Here is a 17,892-nt window from a genome sequence, read left to right on the forward strand (position 1 = left end):
GGCCAACCTGTCAGTGATGTGTCCGAACAAGCGTCAGCTATGTCTCCGGTCTAAACACTTGACCGGGCGATCCAGTATTCCAGAGACGGTTGCGATCAATCGAGAAGCCGCGGCGTACTGGGGTCGCCCGGTCAAGCCGGGCGACGACACCGCCTGTGAGGCGACGCCCTGGACCTCACACCCGTCTCGCCTCAATACCCCCGCGCCCTCGCCAGCTGCTCGGTGTGGTAATTGGCGTCGCCGAACAATTCCTCGCACACGCGCGCGCGCTTCATGAAGAAGCCGATGTCGAACTGGTCGGTCATGCCCATGCCGCCATGCATCTGCACGCCTTCCTGCACCGCGCGCGTGGCGGTGGTGCCGGCGCGGGCTTTTGCCACTGCGACGCTTGACGCCGCCTTGGCGACGTCCGTATCGAGCGCTTGCAGCGCCTTCATCACGGCGGCGCGGGTGATCTCGATGTCGACATAGAGTTCGGCGGCGCGGTGCTGCAGCGCCTGGAATTCGCCGATCAACTTGCCGAACTGCTTGCGGCTCTTGAGGTACTCGACGGTGCGGTTGAACACTTCTTCGCTCAAGCCGACCATTTCGGAGGCTACCGCGCCGCGCCCGATATCGAGCACGCCGTCGAGCAGTGCGGCGCCCTGGTCGATCTCGCCCAGCACGCTGTCGGCGTCGACCTCGACATTGGCAAGCTCGATCCGCGCCGCATTGTGCGCGTCGACCATGATGGTGCGCTCGATCGCAACGCCCTTGGCCTTGGGGTTGACCAGGAACAGCGTCAGCCCCTCGCGTTCGCCGGCCGAGCCGGCGGTGCGTGCCGCGACAATGAGAAGGTCGGCGACGTGACCGTCGACCACCAGCGCCTTGGCGCCGGACAGCCTGAAACCATTGCCGGCGCGCACGGCCTGGAGGCCGGTCTGAAGCGGGCGATGTTTTGCACCCTCGTCGACCGCAAGCGTCGCCAGCAGGGAGCCGTTGGAGATCTTCGGCAGATATTCCGACTTCTGCGCGGCATTGCCGCCACGGTTCAGCGCCGAGGCCGCGACCACGCTGGTGGCGAGGAAGGGCGACGGCATCAGCGTGCGGCCGATCTCCTCCATCACCACGCCGGCCTCGACATAGCCGAGGCCGCTGCCGCCGAACTCTTCCGGCACCAGCAAGCCGGCAAAGCCCATCTCGGCGAAGGAATGCCAAAACTCCCTGGAAAAGCCGGTGGGGTCCTTGCTGTCGCGCAGATGGCGCAAATGCGACACCGGCGCCTTGTCGCTGATCAACCCGCGCGCGCTGTCGCGGAGCATCGATTGTTCTTCGGTGAGGACGAGGGCCATGACGGGCTCCAACAAAATGCGGTTCGACTGAATTCGGTGGTTGAACCTCATGGTGAGGAGGCGCAAAGCGCCGTCTCGAACCATGCAGGCCCCACTCATCCTTCGAGACGCGGCCTGACGGCCGCTCCTCAGGATGAGGACTTTTGCTAGGCCCCCGGCAAATCCAAAATGCGCTTGGCGACGATGCCGAGCATGACCTCGGTCGTGCCGCCCTCGATTGAGTTGGCCTTGGTGCGCAGCCAGGCGCGCGGACGGGCGCCTTGCCTGGAGCGCTCGCTCTCCCATTCCAGCGCATCGACACCGCCGGCCGACATCAGGATCTCGTAACGGCGCTTGTTGAGCTCGGTGCCGTAATATTTCATTGCCGACGAGAACGCCGGATGCGCCTGCCCCGCCTTGGCGAGATCGACCGCGCGTTCGGCGCAGGCTGCAAGGGCGGCTTCATCGACGTCGAAGCTGGCGATCCGGCCGCGCAGCATGGAATCGTCGAGCCGTCCCAGCGCATCGGTGCCGATGGAATCGGCCGCGATCTGGCCTAGCGGACGGCCGACGCCGCGCTCGCCCATGCCTGATATCATCGCGCGCTCATGCTGGAGCAGATATTTCGCGACGTCCCAGCCGCGATTGACGGTGCCGACCACATGCGATTTCGGCACGCGGACATTGTCGAAGAACGTCTCGCAGAACGGCGAGTAGCCGGAGATCAGCAGGATCGGCTTGGTCGAGACGCCCTTCGAGGCCATGTCGAACAGGATGAAGCTGATGCCGTCATGCTTCTTCGCGGCGGGATCGGTGCGGACGAGGCAGAAGATCCAGTCGGCGTAATTGGCATAGGACGTCCAGATCTTCGACCCAGTGATCACGAAATCGTCGCCGTCGCTCTCGGCGCGGGTCTGCAGCGAGGCAAGATCGGAGCCGGCGTTCGGCTCGGAATAGCCCTGGCACCAGCGGATCAGGCCCCCTGCGATTTTCGGCAGGTGCTCTTTCTTCTGCGCGTCGTTGCCGTATTTCAGCAGCGCCGGCCCGAGCATCCAGATGCCAAAACTCGACAGCGGCGGGCGCGCTCCGATTCGTCCCATCTCCGCACGCAGCACCTTGTGCTCGGCGGCGCTCAGGCCACCGCCGCCGTACTCCTTCGGCCAATCGGGTACGGTCCAGCCCTTGTCGCGCATGCGCTCGAACCAGATGCGCTGCGGCTCGGACGAGAATTTTGCGTTACGTCCGCCCCAGAACACGTCGGCGTCGGACGTTGCGGGCTTGCGCATCTCCGGCGGGCAATTGGCTTCCAACCAGGCGCGCGTTTCGCTGCGGAATGTTTCGAGATCGGCGGTCTCAGTCTCGCTGGCCCTGGAGTCAGTCATGGGTCGTTTCCATCATTCAAAATCGGCTTGTTGGGCACGACTCTGGGCCAAGCTCCCGCGGAATTCAACCACTTCCGTGTCACGCATCCGCTATAGTCGCGGCCACGGCGAGCTTGAAAACAAAGAGGAAACAACAATGCGCCTGAAGCTTCTTTCGCCTGGCGAAATGAACGAGAGCCAGCGGCAGACCTATGACGAGTCGATTGCCGGCAAGCGCGGCAAGCCGCCGGCACCGATGATGGCGTGGCTGAACAGTCCCGACATGGCCCGTCATGCCACGCGGCTCGGCGAGGTCCTGCGCTACGACACGATATTCCCCGCAAAACTTTCGGAGATCGCGATCCTGGTGACGGCGCGGCACTGGACCGCGCATTACGAATGGTACGCGCACAAGCGCCTCGCGCTTGCCGGCGGCATGGACCCCGACATCATCGACGCGATCCGCGACCGCCGCACGCCTGTCTTCGACGATCCCAAGGGCAAGATGATCTACGACGTCGCGAAGTCGCTGCATGAGGGCCATGGCGTCGAGAAGGGTCTCTATGATGAGGCGGTAAAGCTGCTCGGCGAGCGCGGCGTGGTCGAGGTGATTGGTCTCTGCGGCTATTACACGCTGGTGTCGATGACGCTGAACACGTTCGAGTTCGAGCTGCCGGAGGGCGAGGCGCGGGAGCTGTCGTAAGTTGCCTATCCGGAAACGCTGGGTTTCGGGATAGGTCAGTAGCACTGTTCCGAGCCCGGGCTTATGTGGAGTCCATCAACGGAGCAGCCGCATGTCGCAGAACCAAGCCGTCGCCGCCGGCACCAGGATCGGCCACGTCCATCTCAAAGTCGCCGATCTCGATCGCGCGCTCGGCTTCTATTGCGGCGTGCTCGGTTTCGAGCTGATGCAGCGCATGGGCTCGGGCGCGGCCTTCATCTCGGCCGGCGGCTATCACCACCACATCGGGCTCAACACCTGGGAGAGCAAGGGCGGCTCGCCGCCACCGCCAGGCACGACCGGGCTCTATCACACCGCGATCCTCTATCCGACCCGGCCCGCGCTGGCGGATGCGCTGCACCGCGTGCTCTCGGCCGGCATTGCGCTCGACGGGGCGAGCGACCATGGCGTGTCCGAAGCGCTGTATTTGCGCGATCCGGACCAGAACGGCGTGGAGCTGTATTGGGACAAGCCGCGGGAGCAATGGCCGTTCGGGCCGGATGGCAAGCTCGCGATGTTTACGAAGCGGCTGGATGTGGACGGGCTGCTGAAGCAGCGGGAGGCTTAAACTCAACTCTCTCCTCGTCATTGCGAGGAGCGAAGCGACGAAGCAATCCAGAATCTTTCCGCCGTAGCAGTCTAGATTGCTTCGCTGCGCTCGCAATGACGGAGGATGTTGAAGCGACGCCGCGCCTCTACGCAGTCGTCGCATGCGGCTTCCCCCGCACCATGATCAGCGCCGCCGCTACCAGCTCCAGCGCAATACACAAATAGAACGGCAGCTCATAGCCACCGGAGAAATCGCGCAGAAAACCGACCACGCCGGGGCCGAATGCATAAGTCACCTGGTTGATCGCGGTGTTGAGGCTGATCAGCACGCCGAACGAGGCGGAATCGAATTCCTGCTGCACGATCAGCGACGGCAGCGTGATGAGATTGCCGACCGAGAAGCCGAACAATGCGCAGGCGGCGATCAGCACGTAATCATTGTGCAAATTGATGACGACGAGAAGCGCGACGGCCTGGCTCAGGAACGACAGCGCCGAGGCAAGCCGCTGATTGAGGCGGTCGATCACCAGCGAGAACAGCACCCGGCCGATCACCGCCATCGCGGTCAGCACCGCAACCGCGACGGCCGCGCGCTCGCGCCCGATCACGGGATCGAGGAACGAGATCAGGTGGACGATGAAGCCGACCTGCGCGAACAGCACCAAAGCAAAGGCAATTGTCACCGTGAGGAAGCCGACATCGCGCAACGCCTGGCTGCGAATCTGCGCCGACGATTGCGGTTTCGTTTTCGTCGCGGCGCGCCGGCCATGGAGATCGGGCGGGCGGCCGACGACAACCAGGATCACCGGCACGAGCAACGCCAGCATGGCGCCGGCGACGATAAACATCGCGCTGGCGAAGCCGACATGGCCGATCAACGTCACCAGCAGCGGCACGCCGACGATGCCGCCGAAGCTTGCGCCGTTCAGCGCGAGACTGATGGCCATACCGCGCTTGTGGTCGAACCACAGGCTGATCGTGTTGGTGATCATGGCCAGACTCGTGCCGGCCCAGCCGAAGGCGAGCACGGCGTTCGCGAGATAAAGCTGCCACGGCTCACGCACCGCGCCGATCGCGACCGCCGCGGCGGACATCGCCAGCGTCCCCGCGATCAGGCCGAGGCGCGGGCCGTATGTGTTGACGGCCTCGCCGACGAAGACGACGAGCAGCGCGCCGAACAGATAGAAGAACGTGGTGCCGGACGAGATCAGCGAGGCCGACCAGCCGTGCGCGCGCTGGAGCTCGGCGACATAGACGCTCTGGCCGTAGAAGCCGAGCCCCCAGCCGAAGGTCGCGAGCAGGAAGCAGACCGCAACGATGCGCCAGCCTTCGTAGCGGAGAGAGGACTCGTCGATCGTGGGATGTTGAGGATTGTCGAGCATGCCGCTTACTCCGTCATGCCCGGACTTGTTCCGAGCATCCTCGTTCTTCGATCCGGGCGCCCAAGACGTGGATGGCCGGGACAAGCCCGGCCATGATGACATCTAAGCAACTCGCCCCGGAAATCACTTCGGCCTGGATCGAACTATCAACGCTGCTGACAGCCTCCCGCCATCTCAGATCGCGTCCGGAAACTCGCCCATGGCCGCGTCCAGCCGCGCCTTGCGGCGGCGGGTCCAGGACGCCAGCGAGAGCACGGCGAGCCCGAGCAGCACCGGCGGGAACACCACCATGTTCACCGCGGACCAGCCGTAACTGGCGAGCAATTGGCCGGACGAGAACGAGCCGATCGCCATCATGCCGAACACCAGGAAATCGTTGAAGGCCTGCACCTTGTTGCGCTCCTGCGGCCGGTGCGTCTCCAGCACCAGCGCGGAGGCGCCGATGAAGGAGAAATTCCAACCGATGCCGAGCATGATCAGCGTGGCCCAGAAATGCATCGCGGTGATGCCGGACAGGCCGATGCCGGCCGCGCCGGCCTCCAGCAGCAGGCCGGCGGCAACAACCTTCCGCGCGCCGAAGCGGGCGATCAGCGCACCCGTGAAGAAGCTCGGCCCGTACATGGCGACGATGTGCCATTGAATGCCGAAATTGGAATCGGAAACGCTCAAGCCGCACAGCTTCATGGCGAGCGGCGCCGAGGTCATCACCAGATTCATCATGGGGTAGGAGATGACGCCGCACAGCGCCGCCGCGATGAAGCGCGGCTGGGTCACGATCTCGAGCAGCGGCCGCCCGCCGTGAAGATCGGCCGGTGCCGGCTTCGGCATGTCGACCCCGGCGACGATGCCCATCGCGATGAGCGCGACAGCCGCCTGGACCAGGAAGCTGAAGGCGAACAGATAGGGCTGCCAGACATCCATGGTCCATTGCACGAGCTGTGGACCGAGCACGCCGGCGAACACGCCGCCCGCCATCACCCAGGACACCGCCTTGGGCCGGTACGCCGCGCTGGCGCCGTCGGCGGCAGCGAAGCGGTAGGACTGCGCCACCGCGCCGTAGAGGCCGCCGAGAAAAGTCGCCAGACAGAACAACGGAAACGAAGCGTGCAGGATCGCGAAGCAGCCGAGCAGACCGGTCAGCGCGCCCACACCGGTGCCGACGATGAAAGCGACGCGGCGGCCGAAGCGGCGCGAGATCGCGCCGGTCGGCAGCGTGCCGGCGGCGAGGCCGAGCACATACATCGAGATCGGCACGGTTGCGAACGAGACGTCGGGCGCGAGCGTCGCGCCGACGATCGCGCCGGTTGCGAAGATCACCGCCGAGTTGGCGCCGGTCAGCGCCTGCGCGGCGGCAAGGCGCACCACATTGGCACGCACGCGGGCGTCGGCGGCGATCTCATTGGCTGCAGTCACATCCAGCATCGGCATTTCCGCCCCAACGGGCTTTCGAGGGGCTTCAAAGGCTTTCAAAGGCTCGCTTGATTCCCGCCACTATGGCGGGACGCGAGAGGGCGGGCAACCGGCGCAAACGGGCGCAGGCCATGCCTCTGACGCAATCGGGCCGATGATAATGGGCCGCGCACTTGACGGCTTGCGCTCGATCAAATCCTATCCGCCGCGACCTTCCGGAGTTTCGTTCATGTCCGTCGACGACAGGCCTACGCTCAGCGCTCCCGACGACGATCCCTGGCTCTGGCTGGAGGAGATCGAAGGCAAGCAGGCGCTCGATTTCGTCACGCGGCAGAACAGCCTGACGCTCGACGCGTTCGGCGGGACCGCCTTCGCGCGCGACCGCGACATGCTCGCGGCGATCTACGATCGTCCCGACAACATTCCCTATGTCAGCCGGCGCGGCGACGAACTGCACAATCTCTGGAAGGACGCCACCAACCCGCGCGGCTTGTGGCGGAAGACTTCGCTCGCCGAGTTTCGCAAATCGCATCCCGCGTGGGAAATCCTGCTGGACGTCGACCAGCTCGCGGCACGCGAAGGCGAGGACTGGCTGCTGAGCGGCATCACCACTCAGCCGGGAAGCGCGCGCGCCATTTTGAGTCTGTCGCGCGGCGGCAGCGACGCCGTCACCTTGCGGGAATTCGACCTCGGCACCAAGAGTTTCGTGGCGGACGGATTTGCGCTGCCGGAAGCCAAGGGCGGCGCCGATTGGCTCGATGCCGACACGCTGCTGCTGTCGAGCGCCCATGGCGAAGGCATGGCGACTGCTTCCGGATATTCGCGAACGGTTCGCCTGTGGCGGCGCGGCCAGCCTGTCGATCAGGCGCAAATGATCATCGAGACCACGGCCGATCATATGGCGATCTCCGGCATCGTCGACGACACCGCTGCGGCCCCGCGCAGCTGGATCGTCGACCAGATCGACTTCTTCAATCTTGCGCTCTGGCTGCGCGACGCCGACGGCACGACGACGAAGCTCGATCTGCCGACCGGCATCTGGTTGCAGGCGCATGGCGACTGGTTCGCGATGAAGCTGCGCGAGGCCTGGTCGATCGAGGGCAGAACCTATGCCGCCGACACCGTGCTCGGCATCTCGCTCCCGGCCTTCCTCGCCGGCAGCCGCGATTTCGCGGTGCTGTTCGCGCCCGAACCTCGCCGTGCCCTGCAAGGCCTGTTCTGGGCCGGGGGCAGGCTGGTGCTGTCGATCCTCGACGAGCTCCAGCCGCAATTCGAGATCTGCACGCCGTCCGCCACAAGCTGGAGCCGCGAATCACTTGGCGGCCTGCCGCAGATCGGCGTGGTCGACATCTGGCCGCTGGATCGCCATCCCTCCGAGAGCAACGGCGACCTGCTTGCCAATGTGCAGGATCCGCTGACGCCGCCGTCGCTGCTGCTCATCGAGCGCGGCGTCGCGAGCCCGATCGTGCTGAAGCAGGCGCCGAAAACATTCAACGCCGACGGCCTCGTGGTCACCCAGCACGAGGCGATCTCGATCGACGGCGAGCGCATTCCCTATGTGCAGACCGGCCCCAGCGGCGAGACCGGCGATGCGCCGGTCTATATGAGCGCCTATGGCGGCTTCGGCCTCGCCGTGAAGCCGTACTACAATTCGTCGCTCGGCAAGCTGTGGCTGGAGCGCGGCGGCACCACGGTGCAGGCGAATTTGCGCGGCGGCGGCGAATTCGGTACGCGCTGGCACGATGCGGGGCGATACGCCGGCAAGAAGCTGTCGCACGATGATTTCGCCGCCGTTGCCGCCGATCTCGTCCGCCGCGGCGTGACGACGGCAAAGCGCATCGCCGCGCAGGGCGGATCCAACGGCGGCATCCTCATCACCAACATGCTGGTGCGATACCCCGAACGTTTCGGCGCGCTGTTCTGCACCATCCCGCTGATCGACATGCGCCGCTACACGAAGCTGCTCGCCGGCGCGAGCTGGATCGCGGAATATGGCGATCCCGACAAGCCCGAGGAATGGGACTGGCTGAAGACCTACTCCGCCTATCACAACGTCAAAGCCGGCCAGCCCTATCCGCCGATCCTGATCGCCACCACGCGGCGCGACGACCGTGTCCATCCCGGGCATGCGCGCAAGATGGCGGCAAAGCTCCAGGCCATGGGCTACGAGGCCTGGTTCTACGAGCCTGAAGCGGGCGGCCACGGCTACGGCAAGGACAACAAGGAGCGCGCCGGGTTCGAGGTGATTGGCTTTCGGTTCTTGAAGGACAAGATCGGGTGGAAGGACGGCGAGGGCTGACGACCTCTTGATTGAATCAGTGGGAGCGCAGCAGGCGGTGCACCTCGCCCGCTTGCGGGAGAGGTCGGCGCGAAGCGCCGGGTGAGGGTTCTATCCTCTAGGGGATACCCCATTGCGGAGACACCCTCTCCCCAACCCTCCCCCGCAGGCGAGGGAGGGAGCGCAGCGCCGTCTAGGCTTAGCGCGAAAACACCAGCGTGAGATTGTTCGCTGGCATGTCAATGGTATCGACAAGGCGAAGACCTGCGCCGCGCGCGAGCGCCTCGACATCGGCGATGTCACGCACGCCCCAGTCGGGATTGCCTTCACGCAAGGAGGTGTCGAACACGGCGTTGCTGAGCGCGATGTGCTTGCCGCCGCGCTTGAACGGGCCGTAGAGGAGCAGCTTGCCGTCGGTCCGCAAATAGCGGCCGGCGCCGGCGAACAGACCCTCGGCGACGCTCCATGGCGCGATGTGGATGACATTGGCGCAGAACAATGCGGCAAGACTCGACGGTGCCTGCCCGCTTTTCATCTCCGGACACCAGTCCGGATCGGTGAGATCGATCCGCAGCGGCGAGCGGATGTTTTTCAGGCCTGAATGAACACGCCAGGCCTCGATGCTCTTGAGGTGGCGCTGGTTGAGATCGCTGGGCCACCAGATCAGGCCGGGCGTGTGACGGGCGAAGTAGACCACGTGCTGGCCGGTTCCGCTGCCGAGCTCGACCACGTTGCCGGTGCAGCCGGCGAGATGCTTCTCCAGCGCCGCCCAGAGCGGCTCGTGATTGCGATGAAATGCCGGTGCATCGAGCCGACCATCCGACTCGACCCGACCGCCATCCCTGCCGAATTCGACGACATATTCAGCCAAGTGAGGTCCCCTTGAAAAAACGAGAACGCGATGAAAACAGGTTGAGCGCCCAAACGCTCGGGAAACAGCCGGCCCGCGCCACAGCCCTTAACTCTCGGGCCAAATCGGCTGAACAAATAATCTCATTAGTTGCAATGGGGAAGATATTAACTTCATTTTGTCGCGTGCATAGTCTTGATTGTCAGGCGGTGCCCTTTGTGCTTTGGAAACGCTTCTATTTCGCGATCGAGACCATCGATATAACGCCTCGGAATAACGCCGTGACCGCCTTTTCCCGGACGCCCGTTCTGTTCATCTTGCTGGCCATTGCCGCCGGCCTCGCCAGCCCGGCGTGGGCGCAGTCCGCTGTGGCCGACGGCCAGAAACTCGCTTTCGACCGCGGCAAGGGCAATTGCCTGACCTGCCACGTGATCAAGGGGGGCGACCTGCCGGGAACGATCGGGCCGGAACTGAAGGACCTCAAGGCCAAGTACCCCGATCGCAACGAGCTGGCCGCGATCATCTTCGACGAGACCAAGCGCAATCCGCAGACCATGATGCCGCCGTTCGGCCGGAACCGGATTTTGACCGAACAGGAGATCAGCGCGATCGTTGATTTCCTGCAGACCCTGTGACTTCAGGCACGCCACGAGATTTGGTTGGGAGACCCGAGATGACCACACTCACCGGCCCAAGCGCGACGCGGCGCCTGATCCTTCAGGGCGCAGCCTCGGTCGCGCTGCTCGGCCTCGGCAATCTGCCGTTCGGCGCCGCGCCCGCGCGCGCTGCGGCCAACGACAAATATCCCGAAGAGGCCTTCAAGCAGAAGAGCGAGGCGGACGCCATCAAGGCGCTGTACGGCAAAACCGCCGAGCCGTCCGACAAGGTCAAGCTGGACGCCCCCGAGATCGCCGAGAACGGCGGCGTGGTGCCGATCTCGGTGGCGACGACGCTCGACAAGGTCACCTCGATCTCGTTCTTCGTGGCCGAGAATCCCAGCGCGCTGGCCGCGTCCTACAGGATTCCCGAAGGCACGATCCCTGCTGTCGCCAACCGGCTGAAGATGGCCAAGACCACCAACGTCGTTGCGATCGTGGAGGCCGACGGCAAGCTCTACAGCGCGACCAAAGAGGTCAAGGTCACCGTCGGCGGCTGCGGCGGCTAAGCGAGGAAGATCGAGATGGCATCCAGCATTCGCGTCCGCGCCACCGCCAACGGCGACATCACCGAGGTGCAGGCGCTGATTCAGCACCCCATGGATACCGGCTTCGTCAAGGACGCCAAGGGCGAGCTGATCCCGGCGCATTACATCCAGCAGCTGAAATTCGAATGTAACGGCAAGGACGTCTTCGTTGCCGATTGGGGCACCGCGATCTCGAAGGACCCCTATGTCAAGTTCAGCTTCAAGGGGGCCAAGAAGGGCGACGATCTCAAGGTCTCCTGGACGGATAACAAGGGTGCGTCGGACACGACCACCGCGAAGATTTCGTGATGAAGGCCCGCACCTCCATCCTGCTTGGTTCGTTGAGCGCCGCGCTCGTCGCGTTGGCCCTCACCTCTCCGCGCGTGGTGGCGGCCGACAAGGTCGATCCCGTCGCCGATGCCAAGGCGTTCCAGAACTTCTTCTTCCAGAAGTTTCCGACCGTGAAGCACGAAGATTTCGTCAACGGTCCTTATTCCATGAACAAGGATATGAAGCGGCAGTGGCAGGAGAAGGAGGAATTCCCGCCCTACGAGTTCGCGCTCGACGCCGGCAAGGAAATGTTCGCCACCCCGTTCAAGAACGGCAAGACCTATGCCGACTGCTTCCCGAACGGCGGCATCGGCATCCGCCAGAACTATCCTTATTTCGACGAGAAGGAAGGCAAGGTCGTCACGCTGGAGCTGGCGCTCAACCGCTGCCGCGAGGCCAATGGCGAGGCGCCCTATTCCTACGTCAAGGACGAGATGGCCTCGCTCACCGCCTACATGGCCTTCACCTCGCGCGGCAAGCCGATGGACATCAAGATCCCCGACGATCCTCGCGCGCTTGCGGCATTCGAGAACGGCAAGCGCTATTTCTACACCCGCCGCGGCCAATTGAATTTCTCCTGCGCGAGCTGCCATGTGCAGAGCCCGGGCGAGCGCATCCGCGCCGAGATCCTGGCGCCGGCGCTCGGCATTCTGAACGCGATGCCGATCTACCGCTCCGAATGGAGCGGCATGGGCACGACCAGTCGCCGCTTCGTCACCTGTAACAGCCAGACCCGCGCGGTTCCGCTGGAGCCGCAGGCGGATGAATATCGCGACGTCGAATATTTCCTGTCCTACGTCGCCAACGGCCTGCCGATATCGGGACCGGGAGCGCGGCCATGAAGCGGTCGCTTGCTCTCGCCGTGGTGCTTGCCTTGCCGCTCGCCCTGAGCCTCGCGCCGGCGGCGCGTGCGGCAAACGAGGCGGATTACAAGACGGCCTATGCCGCCGCCGAGGCCTCCTCCAAGGAGGCCGCCGGCATGCGCAACCAGTGGACCGTGACCGTCTCGACGCTGGCCGCCGCGAAGAAGGCGGCCGATGGCGGCGATTACGACCGCGCCGTGGCCGCAGCCAGGGAGGCCGAGGCGCTGGCGAAAGCGTCGATCTTCCAGGCGATTTCCGAAAAAGAAGCCTGGAAGGCGATGGAAATCCGCTAGACTGTTCGCTCCTGCAACAGCCTTGCGACCATGAGAGGGCGCGGAGAATTTCTGGATGGCGATCCGCCGCCGCGATTTCCTGAAGAATGCAGGCCTTGCTGCCGCATCGCTCAGCCTGCCACGGCTTGCGCGCGGTGCTGAGGCCGCGAGCATTTACGACCTCGAACGGTTCGGCAATGCGCGTATCCTTCACCTCACCGACACGCATGCGCAACTCAATCCGGTCTATTTTCGCGAGCCCAGCGTCAATATCGGGATCGGCGAGATGGCAGGACGGCCGCCGCATCTGGTCGGCCGCGCCTTCCTCGACCGTTTCGGCATCAGGCCCGACAGCGCGGACGCCTATGCCTTCAGCTGCTTCGAGTTCGAGAAGTCCGCAGGCCGTTTCGGCAAGCTCGGCGGCTTCGCCCATCTGAAGACGCTGATCGACCGCTTGCGCGGCGATGCCGGCGAAAAACACTCCATGCTCGTTGACGGCGGCGATCTCTGGCAAGGCACGGGACTCGCCAACATCATGCAGGGCCGCGACATGGTCGAGGCCGCAAACCTGCTCGGCATCGAGGCGATGACCGGGCATTGGGAATTCACCTACGGCGAGCAGGCGCTGCGCGACAATCTCGCGCGCTTCAAGGGCGAGTTTCTGGCGCAGAACGTCTTTCTCACGGAGGAAGCCGCATTCAACGACGCCCCCGCCTTCGACAAGGCGACGGGGCGCGTGTTCAAGCCCTCCCTGATCAAGGAGCTCGGCGGCCATCGCGTCGCGATCGTCGGCCAAGCCTTCCCTTACGTGCCGATCGCGCATCCCAAACGGTTCACGCCGGACTGGTCCTTCGGCATCCGCGAGGAGGAACTCCAGAAGCATGTCGACCGCTTGCGCGGCACCGACAAGGTCGATGCGGTCATCCTGCTGTCGCACAACGGCATGGACGTCGATCTCAAGCTTGCAAGCCGCGTCACCGGCATCGACGTCATCCTCGGCGGACATACCCATGATGCGATCCCGCAGCCCATCGCCGTGAAGAATGCGAGCGGCACGACGCTCGTCACCAATGCCGGCTCCAACGGAAAATTTCTTGCCGTGCTCGATCTCGCGCTCGAAAAAGGCAAGGTCGGCGACGTCAAATATCATCTGCTGCCGGTTTATTCCGAGCTGTTGAAACCCGATCCTGGGATGGCCGAACTGATCGGCCGGTTGCGGGCGCCCTTCGCTAACGACTGGTCGGAAAAGATCGCGACGCCCGATCGCCTGCTGTATCGCCGCGACAATTTCGCCGGCCCGGTCGACGAGCTGATCTGCAGCGCGCTGCGCACCGAGCTCGACGCCGAGATCGCGCTGTCGCCGGGCTTCCGCTGGGGCGTCACCGGGCTGTCCGGCCAGGCGCTGACGATGGAGGATTTGCTCGCGGAAACCGCGATCAGCTATCCCGAGACCTATGTGCAGGAGATGACGGGAGCCCAGATCAAGGACGTGCTGGAAGACGTCTGCGACAATCTCTTCAATACCGATCCCTACTACCAGCAGGGCGGCGACATGGTCCGCGCCGGCGGGCTCAGCTACACCTGTACGCCGACGGCGGCGATCGGCAGCCGCATCTCGGAGCTGAAGCTCAATGGCGGCAAGGCGCTCAGTGCCAGCCACCGCTACAAGGTCGCGGGCTGGGCCTCGGTCAACGGCCAGCAAGGCGCGCCGGTGTGGGATGTGGTGGCGAAATATCTGCGGTCCGGCCGGATGTTTCAGGAGCGGCTCGGCTCCGGCGTCACGCTAAAGGGCGTCGAGGGTAATCCGGGCATTGCAGGACAGGGATGATGCGGTCGCAAGCCCTATCCGCGATGCTACTGGCGCTGTTCGCCTGGGCGGCGATGCCGCCGGCGTTTGCGCAACAGGTGCCGCTCCAGGACAAGCCGTTCGCCGAGCACAAGATCGTGCTGCAGCTCTCCGATGGCGATGCCAGGAAGCAAGCTCTGGTGCTCAGCGTCGCCAACAATTTGCTGAAGGCCTACGACCCCGACAAGGTCGCAATCGAGGTGGTGGCGTTCGGTCCCGGCATCGATCTCCTGTTATCAGGCAGCGAGCGCCGCAAGCAGGTCGAGAGCCTGATCGCGCAAGGCGTACGCTTCGACATCTGTCTCAACACCGTCGACACGATCGAGCGAGAAACGGGCAAGCGGCCGGACTTCATCCCCGCCGCCACGCCGGTGCAGGTCGGAGTCGGGCAGATCCTGTTTCTCAGCGAGAACGGGTACACATTGGTGCGGCCCTGAGCCTTTTGTCGGGGCAAAGCGTCGCGGCACAGTCGGTGTCATCGCCCGCGAAGGCGGGCGATCCAGTACTCCGAGACCGCGAGGGATACGGAAAGGGCGCGGCGTACTGGATTCCCCGCCTTCGCGGGGAATGACAGCGGTGGCCAAGTGACGCCCACTCGCCGGTCACAGGAATAAAAATCTTCCAAATTTTCTTGCTTACACAGTGAATTGCTTCTCTTGTGAGCCCGAAATGTAGTAGAATCTCCGGGTAATTCACGCCGGGTCTTGCCATGATCTTCCGTCAGCTCTTCGACAGTGTTTCGGGTACCTACAGCTATCTCCTGGCGAGCCGCCCCGGCGGCGAGGCGCTGATCCTCGATCCCGTCCTCGAGAAGGTCGACCGCTACTGCCAGCTGCTGCGCGAGCTCGATCTCAAGCTGGTCAAGGCCGTGGACACCCATCTCCATGCCGACCACGTCACCGGCCTCGGCGAGCTGCGCGACCGCACCCATTGCATGACGGTGATGGGGGACCAGACCAAGGCCGACGTGGTGGCGATGCGGGTTGCCGACGGCGACAAGGTGACGATCGAGGGCCTGGCGCTCGACGTGATGTACACGCCCGGCCACACCGACGATTCCTATTCCTATTTGATGGGCGACCGCGTCTTCACCGGCGACACGCTGCTGATCCGCGGCACCGGCCGCACCGATTTCCAGAACGGTTCTTCGCGCGCGCAGTATGAGTCTATTTTCAATCGGCTGCTGAAGCTGCCCGACGAGACCATGGTGTTCCCAGCGCATGACTACAAGGGCGACACCGTCTCCACCATCGGCGAGGAGAAGCGCTACAATCCGCGGCTCCAGGTTCGCTCGGTCGACGACTATATCGAGCTGATGGCCAATCTGAAGCTGCCCAACCCGAAGATGATGGACGTCGCGGTGCCCGCCAACATGCATGTCGGCCTGCACCAGGAGGAGCTGGAGAAAGAGGGCCGCGCGCTCCGCGCCGTCGAGGCGATCCGCAGCCTCGGCCGTCCCGATATCCTGCTGGTCGATTTGCGCGAGACCAATGAGCGGATGAAGCACGGCATGCTCGAAGGCGCGTTGCATACGCCCTATCCGTCCGTCGAGGACAGCCTCAAGCCCGGCGGCATGCTGCGCGAGGTCGCGGCCGCCACCGGCCGCCGCGTCGTGTTCTTCTGCGCCTTCGGCGAACGCTCGGCGATGGCCGTCGCCGCCGCCAAGGAGGCCGGGCTCACCAACACCGCCCACATCGCCGGCGGCATCGACGCCTGGAAGAAGGCCGGCGGGCCGGTGGTGCACTGACGACTTGAGATAAGTCAGGAACCGCACATATCTTCCGGATAGGATCGGCCGCAGCATCACCATCCGGGACCAGCCATGGCCAAGATCGGCAAGCCGAGCGCGCCGCCCAAAATTGCGGACGACACGCCAGCAAAAGACAAGGCGAAGAAGCCTCCGCCTCCGCGCGACACCGAAGACGATGATTACGAAGACGGCGACATCGCGACACCAAAGCGAGACCGCTACGGGCCGGATGACGAGCCGTTTTGAGGGCTCGGCTCTTGCCTCGCTCTCAACTGTCGTCCTGGCGAAAGCCAGGACCCATACCGCGTGATCTCTCGATCGTGGATGGTCGCAGTACCGGACCACGAGTTTTCGCCAAACTGCTTCCTGGGGTAATGGGTCCTGGCTTTCGCCAGGACGACGGCGGGGAATCTCCCACCCACACTACCTGCCATGCGCCTGCGTTCATGGACAAATAACCGCTCTGCCCGATAGTTTGCGCGTCTCCAAAGGACGTGAAACGGAACTGCAATGGTCGACGTTCTCGCCGCACCGCAACAAGGCAAGGCGGACAGCGCGCTACGCACGCTGACGGGAATCTCGATCGCGCATTGGGTCAGCCATTTCCATCTGCTGGTCCTGCCGATGCTGTTTCCGTTCCTCAAGAATCAACTCGGCGTCGGCTATGTCGAGCTCGGCTTTGCACTGACCGTGTCGGCCGTGGTCTCGGGGCTGACGCAGGCGCCGACCGGCTATCTCGTCGACCATTTTGGTGCGCGAAGAATCCTGCTGGGCGGCCTCACGCTTGGCGGCCTCGCGCTGATCCTGCTCGGCCTGCACCTCAGCTATGCCTCGCTGATCGCCTGCGCCGTGCTGCTCGGGCTCGCCAACAGCGTCTACCATCCCGCCGATTACGCCATTCTCGCCGAGCACATGGACGAAGCGCGGATGGGCCGTGCTTTCTCGATCCATACCTTTGCCGGCTATTTCGGCGGCGCGGTGGCGCCGGCGATCGTCGCCGCGCTGGTCACCGTATCTGGCGGTGCCGGCGCGCTGATCGCATCGGGGGCGATCGGTGTTCTGGTCGCGCTGCTGCTGGTGACGATGAACATTCCCGATGCCGGCGCGCACAAGACGAAGCCGGGCACCGAGAACGCACCAAAACAAGCCGTGATCACGCCGGCGCTGATCACGCTGACGGCGCTGTTCATGCTGCTCAGCCTGTCGGTCGCCGGCATCAACAATTTCGGCGTGGTGGCGCTGATGAGTGGCTACGGCGTGACCTATTCCGCGGCCAATGTCGCGCTCACCGCGTTCCTCGGTGCAAGCGCCGCCGGCGTGCTCGCGGGCGGCTTTCTCGCCGACCATACCGAGCGCCACGGCTATGTCGCCGCCGCCTGCTTTGCCGCGAACGCGGCGATCGTGCTGCTGATCGCGCTGGTCACGCTCCCGGGCTGGGCGCTGACCGCCACGATGGCGGCCGCGGGTTTCCTCTCCGGCGTGATCGCGCCCTCGCGCGACATGCTGGTGCGCAATGCAGCACCTCCCGGTGCTGCGGGGCGCGCCTTCGGCATCGTCTCCACCGGCTTCAATCTGGGCGGCATCGTCAGCCCGCTGCTGTTCGGCTGGATCATGGACCAGAGCGCGCCGCATTGGGTGTTCGGGGCGTCCGTGATCTTCATGGTCGCGACCGTGGTGCTGTCGCCGTTCACGGAGCGGAAGCGGCCAATCGCTGCTTGAGCAACAAGCTCAATTGTCGCCCCGGCCTTGCGCGCAATTGCGCACAGGGGCGGGGATGACGTTGTGAT

At 64.4% G+C, this 17,892-nt stretch carries 18 protein-coding genes; 13 read left to right on the forward strand and 5 right to left on the reverse strand.

The genetic code is table 11. The annotated features are described in order from the left end of the window. Positions 1-191 precede the first annotated feature (191 nt). The gene (locus AC0L3A_RS14815) at positions 192-1,331 is read right to left on the reverse strand and encodes an acyl-CoA dehydrogenase family protein (RefSeq protein WP_473254652.1); all 1,140 of its coding nucleotides are present in this window, start codon (positions 1,329-1,331) and stop codon (positions 192-194) included. A gap of 146 nt (positions 1,332-1,477) precedes the next feature. Next, positions 1,478-2,692, reverse strand: a complete 1,215-nt coding sequence (locus tag AC0L3A_RS14820) for an acyl-CoA dehydrogenase family protein (protein WP_007597997.1) — start codon at positions 2,690-2,692, stop codon at positions 1,478-1,480. Between the two features lie 136 nt (positions 2,693-2,828). Here AC0L3A_RS14820 and AC0L3A_RS14825 point away from each other — a divergent pair, with 136 nt between their 5' ends. Both AC0L3A_RS14825 and AC0L3A_RS14830 read left to right on the forward strand, forming a co-directional pair. Next, positions 2,829-3,374, forward strand: coding sequence for a carboxymuconolactone decarboxylase family protein (locus tag AC0L3A_RS14825; protein WP_007597998.1), 546 nt, complete (start codon positions 2,829-2,831; stop codon positions 3,372-3,374). Positions 3,375-3,465: 91 nt separating this feature from the next. Continuing rightward, positions 3,466-3,960, forward strand: coding sequence for a VOC family protein (locus AC0L3A_RS14830; protein WP_219678950.1), 495 nt, complete (start codon positions 3,466-3,468; stop codon positions 3,958-3,960). A gap of 127 nt (positions 3,961-4,087) precedes the next feature. Here the strand turns inward: AC0L3A_RS14830 and AC0L3A_RS14835 are convergent, their stop codons facing one another. Together AC0L3A_RS14835 and AC0L3A_RS14840 are read right to left on the reverse strand one after the other, a co-directional pair. After that, on the reverse strand, positions 4,088-5,323 hold the full coding sequence (locus tag AC0L3A_RS14835; RefSeq protein WP_007598001.1) for an MFS transporter: 1,236 nt from the start codon (positions 5,321-5,323) through the stop codon (positions 4,088-4,090). Between the two features lie 174 nt (positions 5,324-5,497). Further along, a complete protein-coding gene (locus tag AC0L3A_RS14840; RefSeq protein WP_354127047.1) occupies positions 5,498-6,745 on the reverse strand; it encodes an MFS transporter in 1,248 nt (415 codons plus the stop codon). A gap of 217 nt (positions 6,746-6,962) precedes the next feature. On the opposite strand from AC0L3A_RS14840, the gene AC0L3A_RS14845 reads away from it, so the two are divergent. Next, a complete protein-coding gene (locus AC0L3A_RS14845; protein WP_473254653.1) occupies positions 6,963-9,032 on the forward strand; it encodes a prolyl oligopeptidase family serine peptidase in 2,070 nt (689 codons plus the stop codon). Positions 9,033-9,210: 178 nt separating this feature from the next. On the opposite strand, the gene AC0L3A_RS14850 is transcribed toward AC0L3A_RS14845, so the two are convergent. Next, complete coding sequence (locus AC0L3A_RS14850; RefSeq protein ID WP_473254654.1) at positions 9,211-9,882, reverse strand: DUF938 domain-containing protein; 672 nt, start codon at positions 9,880-9,882, stop codon at positions 9,211-9,213. 260 nt (positions 9,883-10,142) lie between these two features. Between AC0L3A_RS14850 and soxX the strand changes: the two genes are divergently transcribed. From soxX to AC0L3A_RS14900, 10 genes are all read left to right on the forward strand, one after another. Continuing rightward, positions 10,143-10,496, forward strand: coding sequence for a sulfur oxidation c-type cytochrome SoxX (gene soxX, locus AC0L3A_RS14855; protein WP_219682792.1), 354 nt, complete (start codon positions 10,143-10,145; stop codon positions 10,494-10,496). Between the two features lie 38 nt (positions 10,497-10,534). Further along, the gene (soxY, locus tag AC0L3A_RS14860; RefSeq protein WP_007598010.1) at positions 10,535-11,026 is read left to right on the forward strand and encodes a thiosulfate oxidation carrier protein SoxY; all 492 of its coding nucleotides are present in this window, start codon (positions 10,535-10,537) and stop codon (positions 11,024-11,026) included. Positions 11,027-11,041: 15 nt separating this feature from the next. Continuing rightward, positions 11,042-11,353: a thiosulfate oxidation carrier complex protein SoxZ gene (gene soxZ, locus AC0L3A_RS14865; RefSeq protein ID WP_007598011.1), complete on the forward strand. Its 312-nt coding sequence runs from the start codon at positions 11,042-11,044 to the stop codon at positions 11,351-11,353. After that, a complete protein-coding gene (gene soxA, locus AC0L3A_RS14870; protein ID WP_354127050.1) occupies positions 11,353-12,216 on the forward strand; it encodes a sulfur oxidation c-type cytochrome SoxA in 864 nt (287 codons plus the stop codon). Before soxZ ends, soxA begins: the two co-directional genes overlap by 1 nt. Then, positions 12,213-12,530, forward strand: coding sequence for a hypothetical protein (locus tag AC0L3A_RS14875; protein ID WP_354127051.1), 318 nt, complete (start codon positions 12,213-12,215; stop codon positions 12,528-12,530). The genes soxA and AC0L3A_RS14875 overlap by 4 nt, the downstream gene beginning before the upstream one ends. A gap of 55 nt (positions 12,531-12,585) precedes the next feature. Further along, positions 12,586-14,337, forward strand: a complete 1,752-nt coding sequence (gene soxB, locus AC0L3A_RS14880) for a thiosulfohydrolase SoxB (RefSeq protein WP_354127052.1) — start codon at positions 12,586-12,588, stop codon at positions 14,335-14,337. After that, positions 14,334-14,792 (forward strand): DsrE family protein, encoded by a 459-nt coding sequence (locus AC0L3A_RS14885; protein ID WP_354127053.1) that lies wholly within the window; start codon positions 14,334-14,336, stop codon positions 14,790-14,792. Before soxB ends, AC0L3A_RS14885 begins: the two co-directional genes overlap by 4 nt. Positions 14,793-15,064: 272 nt before the next feature. Continuing rightward, positions 15,065-16,102 carry an MBL fold metallo-hydrolase gene (locus AC0L3A_RS14890; protein WP_007598021.1) on the forward strand — a complete coding sequence of 346 codons (1,038 nt, stop codon included), beginning with the start codon at positions 15,065-15,067 and terminating at the stop codon, positions 16,100-16,102. Between the two features lie 75 nt (positions 16,103-16,177). Further along, entirely contained in the window at positions 16,178-16,351 is a 174-nt protein-coding gene (locus tag AC0L3A_RS14895; RefSeq protein WP_007598023.1) for a hypothetical protein, read from the forward strand. 264 nt (positions 16,352-16,615) lie between these two features. Beyond that, positions 16,616-17,824, forward strand: a complete 1,209-nt coding sequence (locus tag AC0L3A_RS14900; RefSeq protein ID WP_007598026.1) for an MFS transporter — start codon at positions 16,616-16,618, stop codon at positions 17,822-17,824. Positions 17,825-17,892: the final 68 nt, after the last annotated feature.

The organism is Bradyrhizobium sp. MI1.3 (genome assembly GCF_055811695.1).

Coding starts and splice junctions, on each gene's coding strand:
- AC0L3A_RS14815 (WP_473254652.1), bottom strand. CDS start 1,331: ATGGCCCTCGTCCTCACCGAAGAACAATCGATGCTCCGCGACAGCGCG.
- AC0L3A_RS14820 (WP_007597997.1), bottom strand. CDS start 2,692: ATGACTGACTCCAGGGCCAGCGAGACTGAGACCGCCGATCTCGAAACA.
- AC0L3A_RS14825 (WP_007597998.1), top strand. CDS start 2,829: ATGCGCCTGAAGCTTCTTTCGCCTGGCGAAATGAACGAGAGCCAGCGG.
- AC0L3A_RS14830 (WP_219678950.1), top strand. CDS start 3,466: ATGTCGCAGAACCAAGCCGTCGCCGCCGGCACCAGGATCGGCCACGTC.
- AC0L3A_RS14835 (WP_007598001.1), bottom strand. CDS start 5,323: ATGCTCGACAATCCTCAACATCCCACGATCGACGAGTCCTCTCTCCGC.
- AC0L3A_RS14840 (WP_354127047.1), bottom strand. CDS start 6,745: ATGCTGGATGTGACTGCAGCCAATGAGATCGCCGCCGACGCCCGCGTG.
- AC0L3A_RS14845 (WP_473254653.1), top strand. CDS start 6,963: ATGTCCGTCGACGACAGGCCTACGCTCAGCGCTCCCGACGACGATCCC.
- soxY (WP_007598010.1), top strand. CDS start 10,535: ATGACCACACTCACCGGCCCAAGCGCGACGCGGCGCCTGATCCTTCAG.
- soxZ (WP_007598011.1), top strand. CDS start 11,042: ATGGCATCCAGCATTCGCGTCCGCGCCACCGCCAACGGCGACATCACC.
- soxA (WP_354127050.1), top strand. CDS start 11,353: ATGAAGGCCCGCACCTCCATCCTGCTTGGTTCGTTGAGCGCCGCGCTC.
- AC0L3A_RS14875 (WP_354127051.1), top strand. CDS start 12,213: ATGAAGCGGTCGCTTGCTCTCGCCGTGGTGCTTGCCTTGCCGCTCGCC.
- soxB (WP_354127052.1), top strand. CDS start 12,586: ATGGCGATCCGCCGCCGCGATTTCCTGAAGAATGCAGGCCTTGCTGCC.
- AC0L3A_RS14885 (WP_354127053.1), top strand. CDS start 14,334: ATGATGCGGTCGCAAGCCCTATCCGCGATGCTACTGGCGCTGTTCGCC.
- AC0L3A_RS14890 (WP_007598021.1), top strand. CDS start 15,065: ATGATCTTCCGTCAGCTCTTCGACAGTGTTTCGGGTACCTACAGCTAT.
- AC0L3A_RS14895 (WP_007598023.1), top strand. CDS start 16,178: ATGGCCAAGATCGGCAAGCCGAGCGCGCCGCCCAAAATTGCGGACGAC.
- AC0L3A_RS14900 (WP_007598026.1), top strand. CDS start 16,616: ATGGTCGACGTTCTCGCCGCACCGCAACAAGGCAAGGCGGACAGCGCG.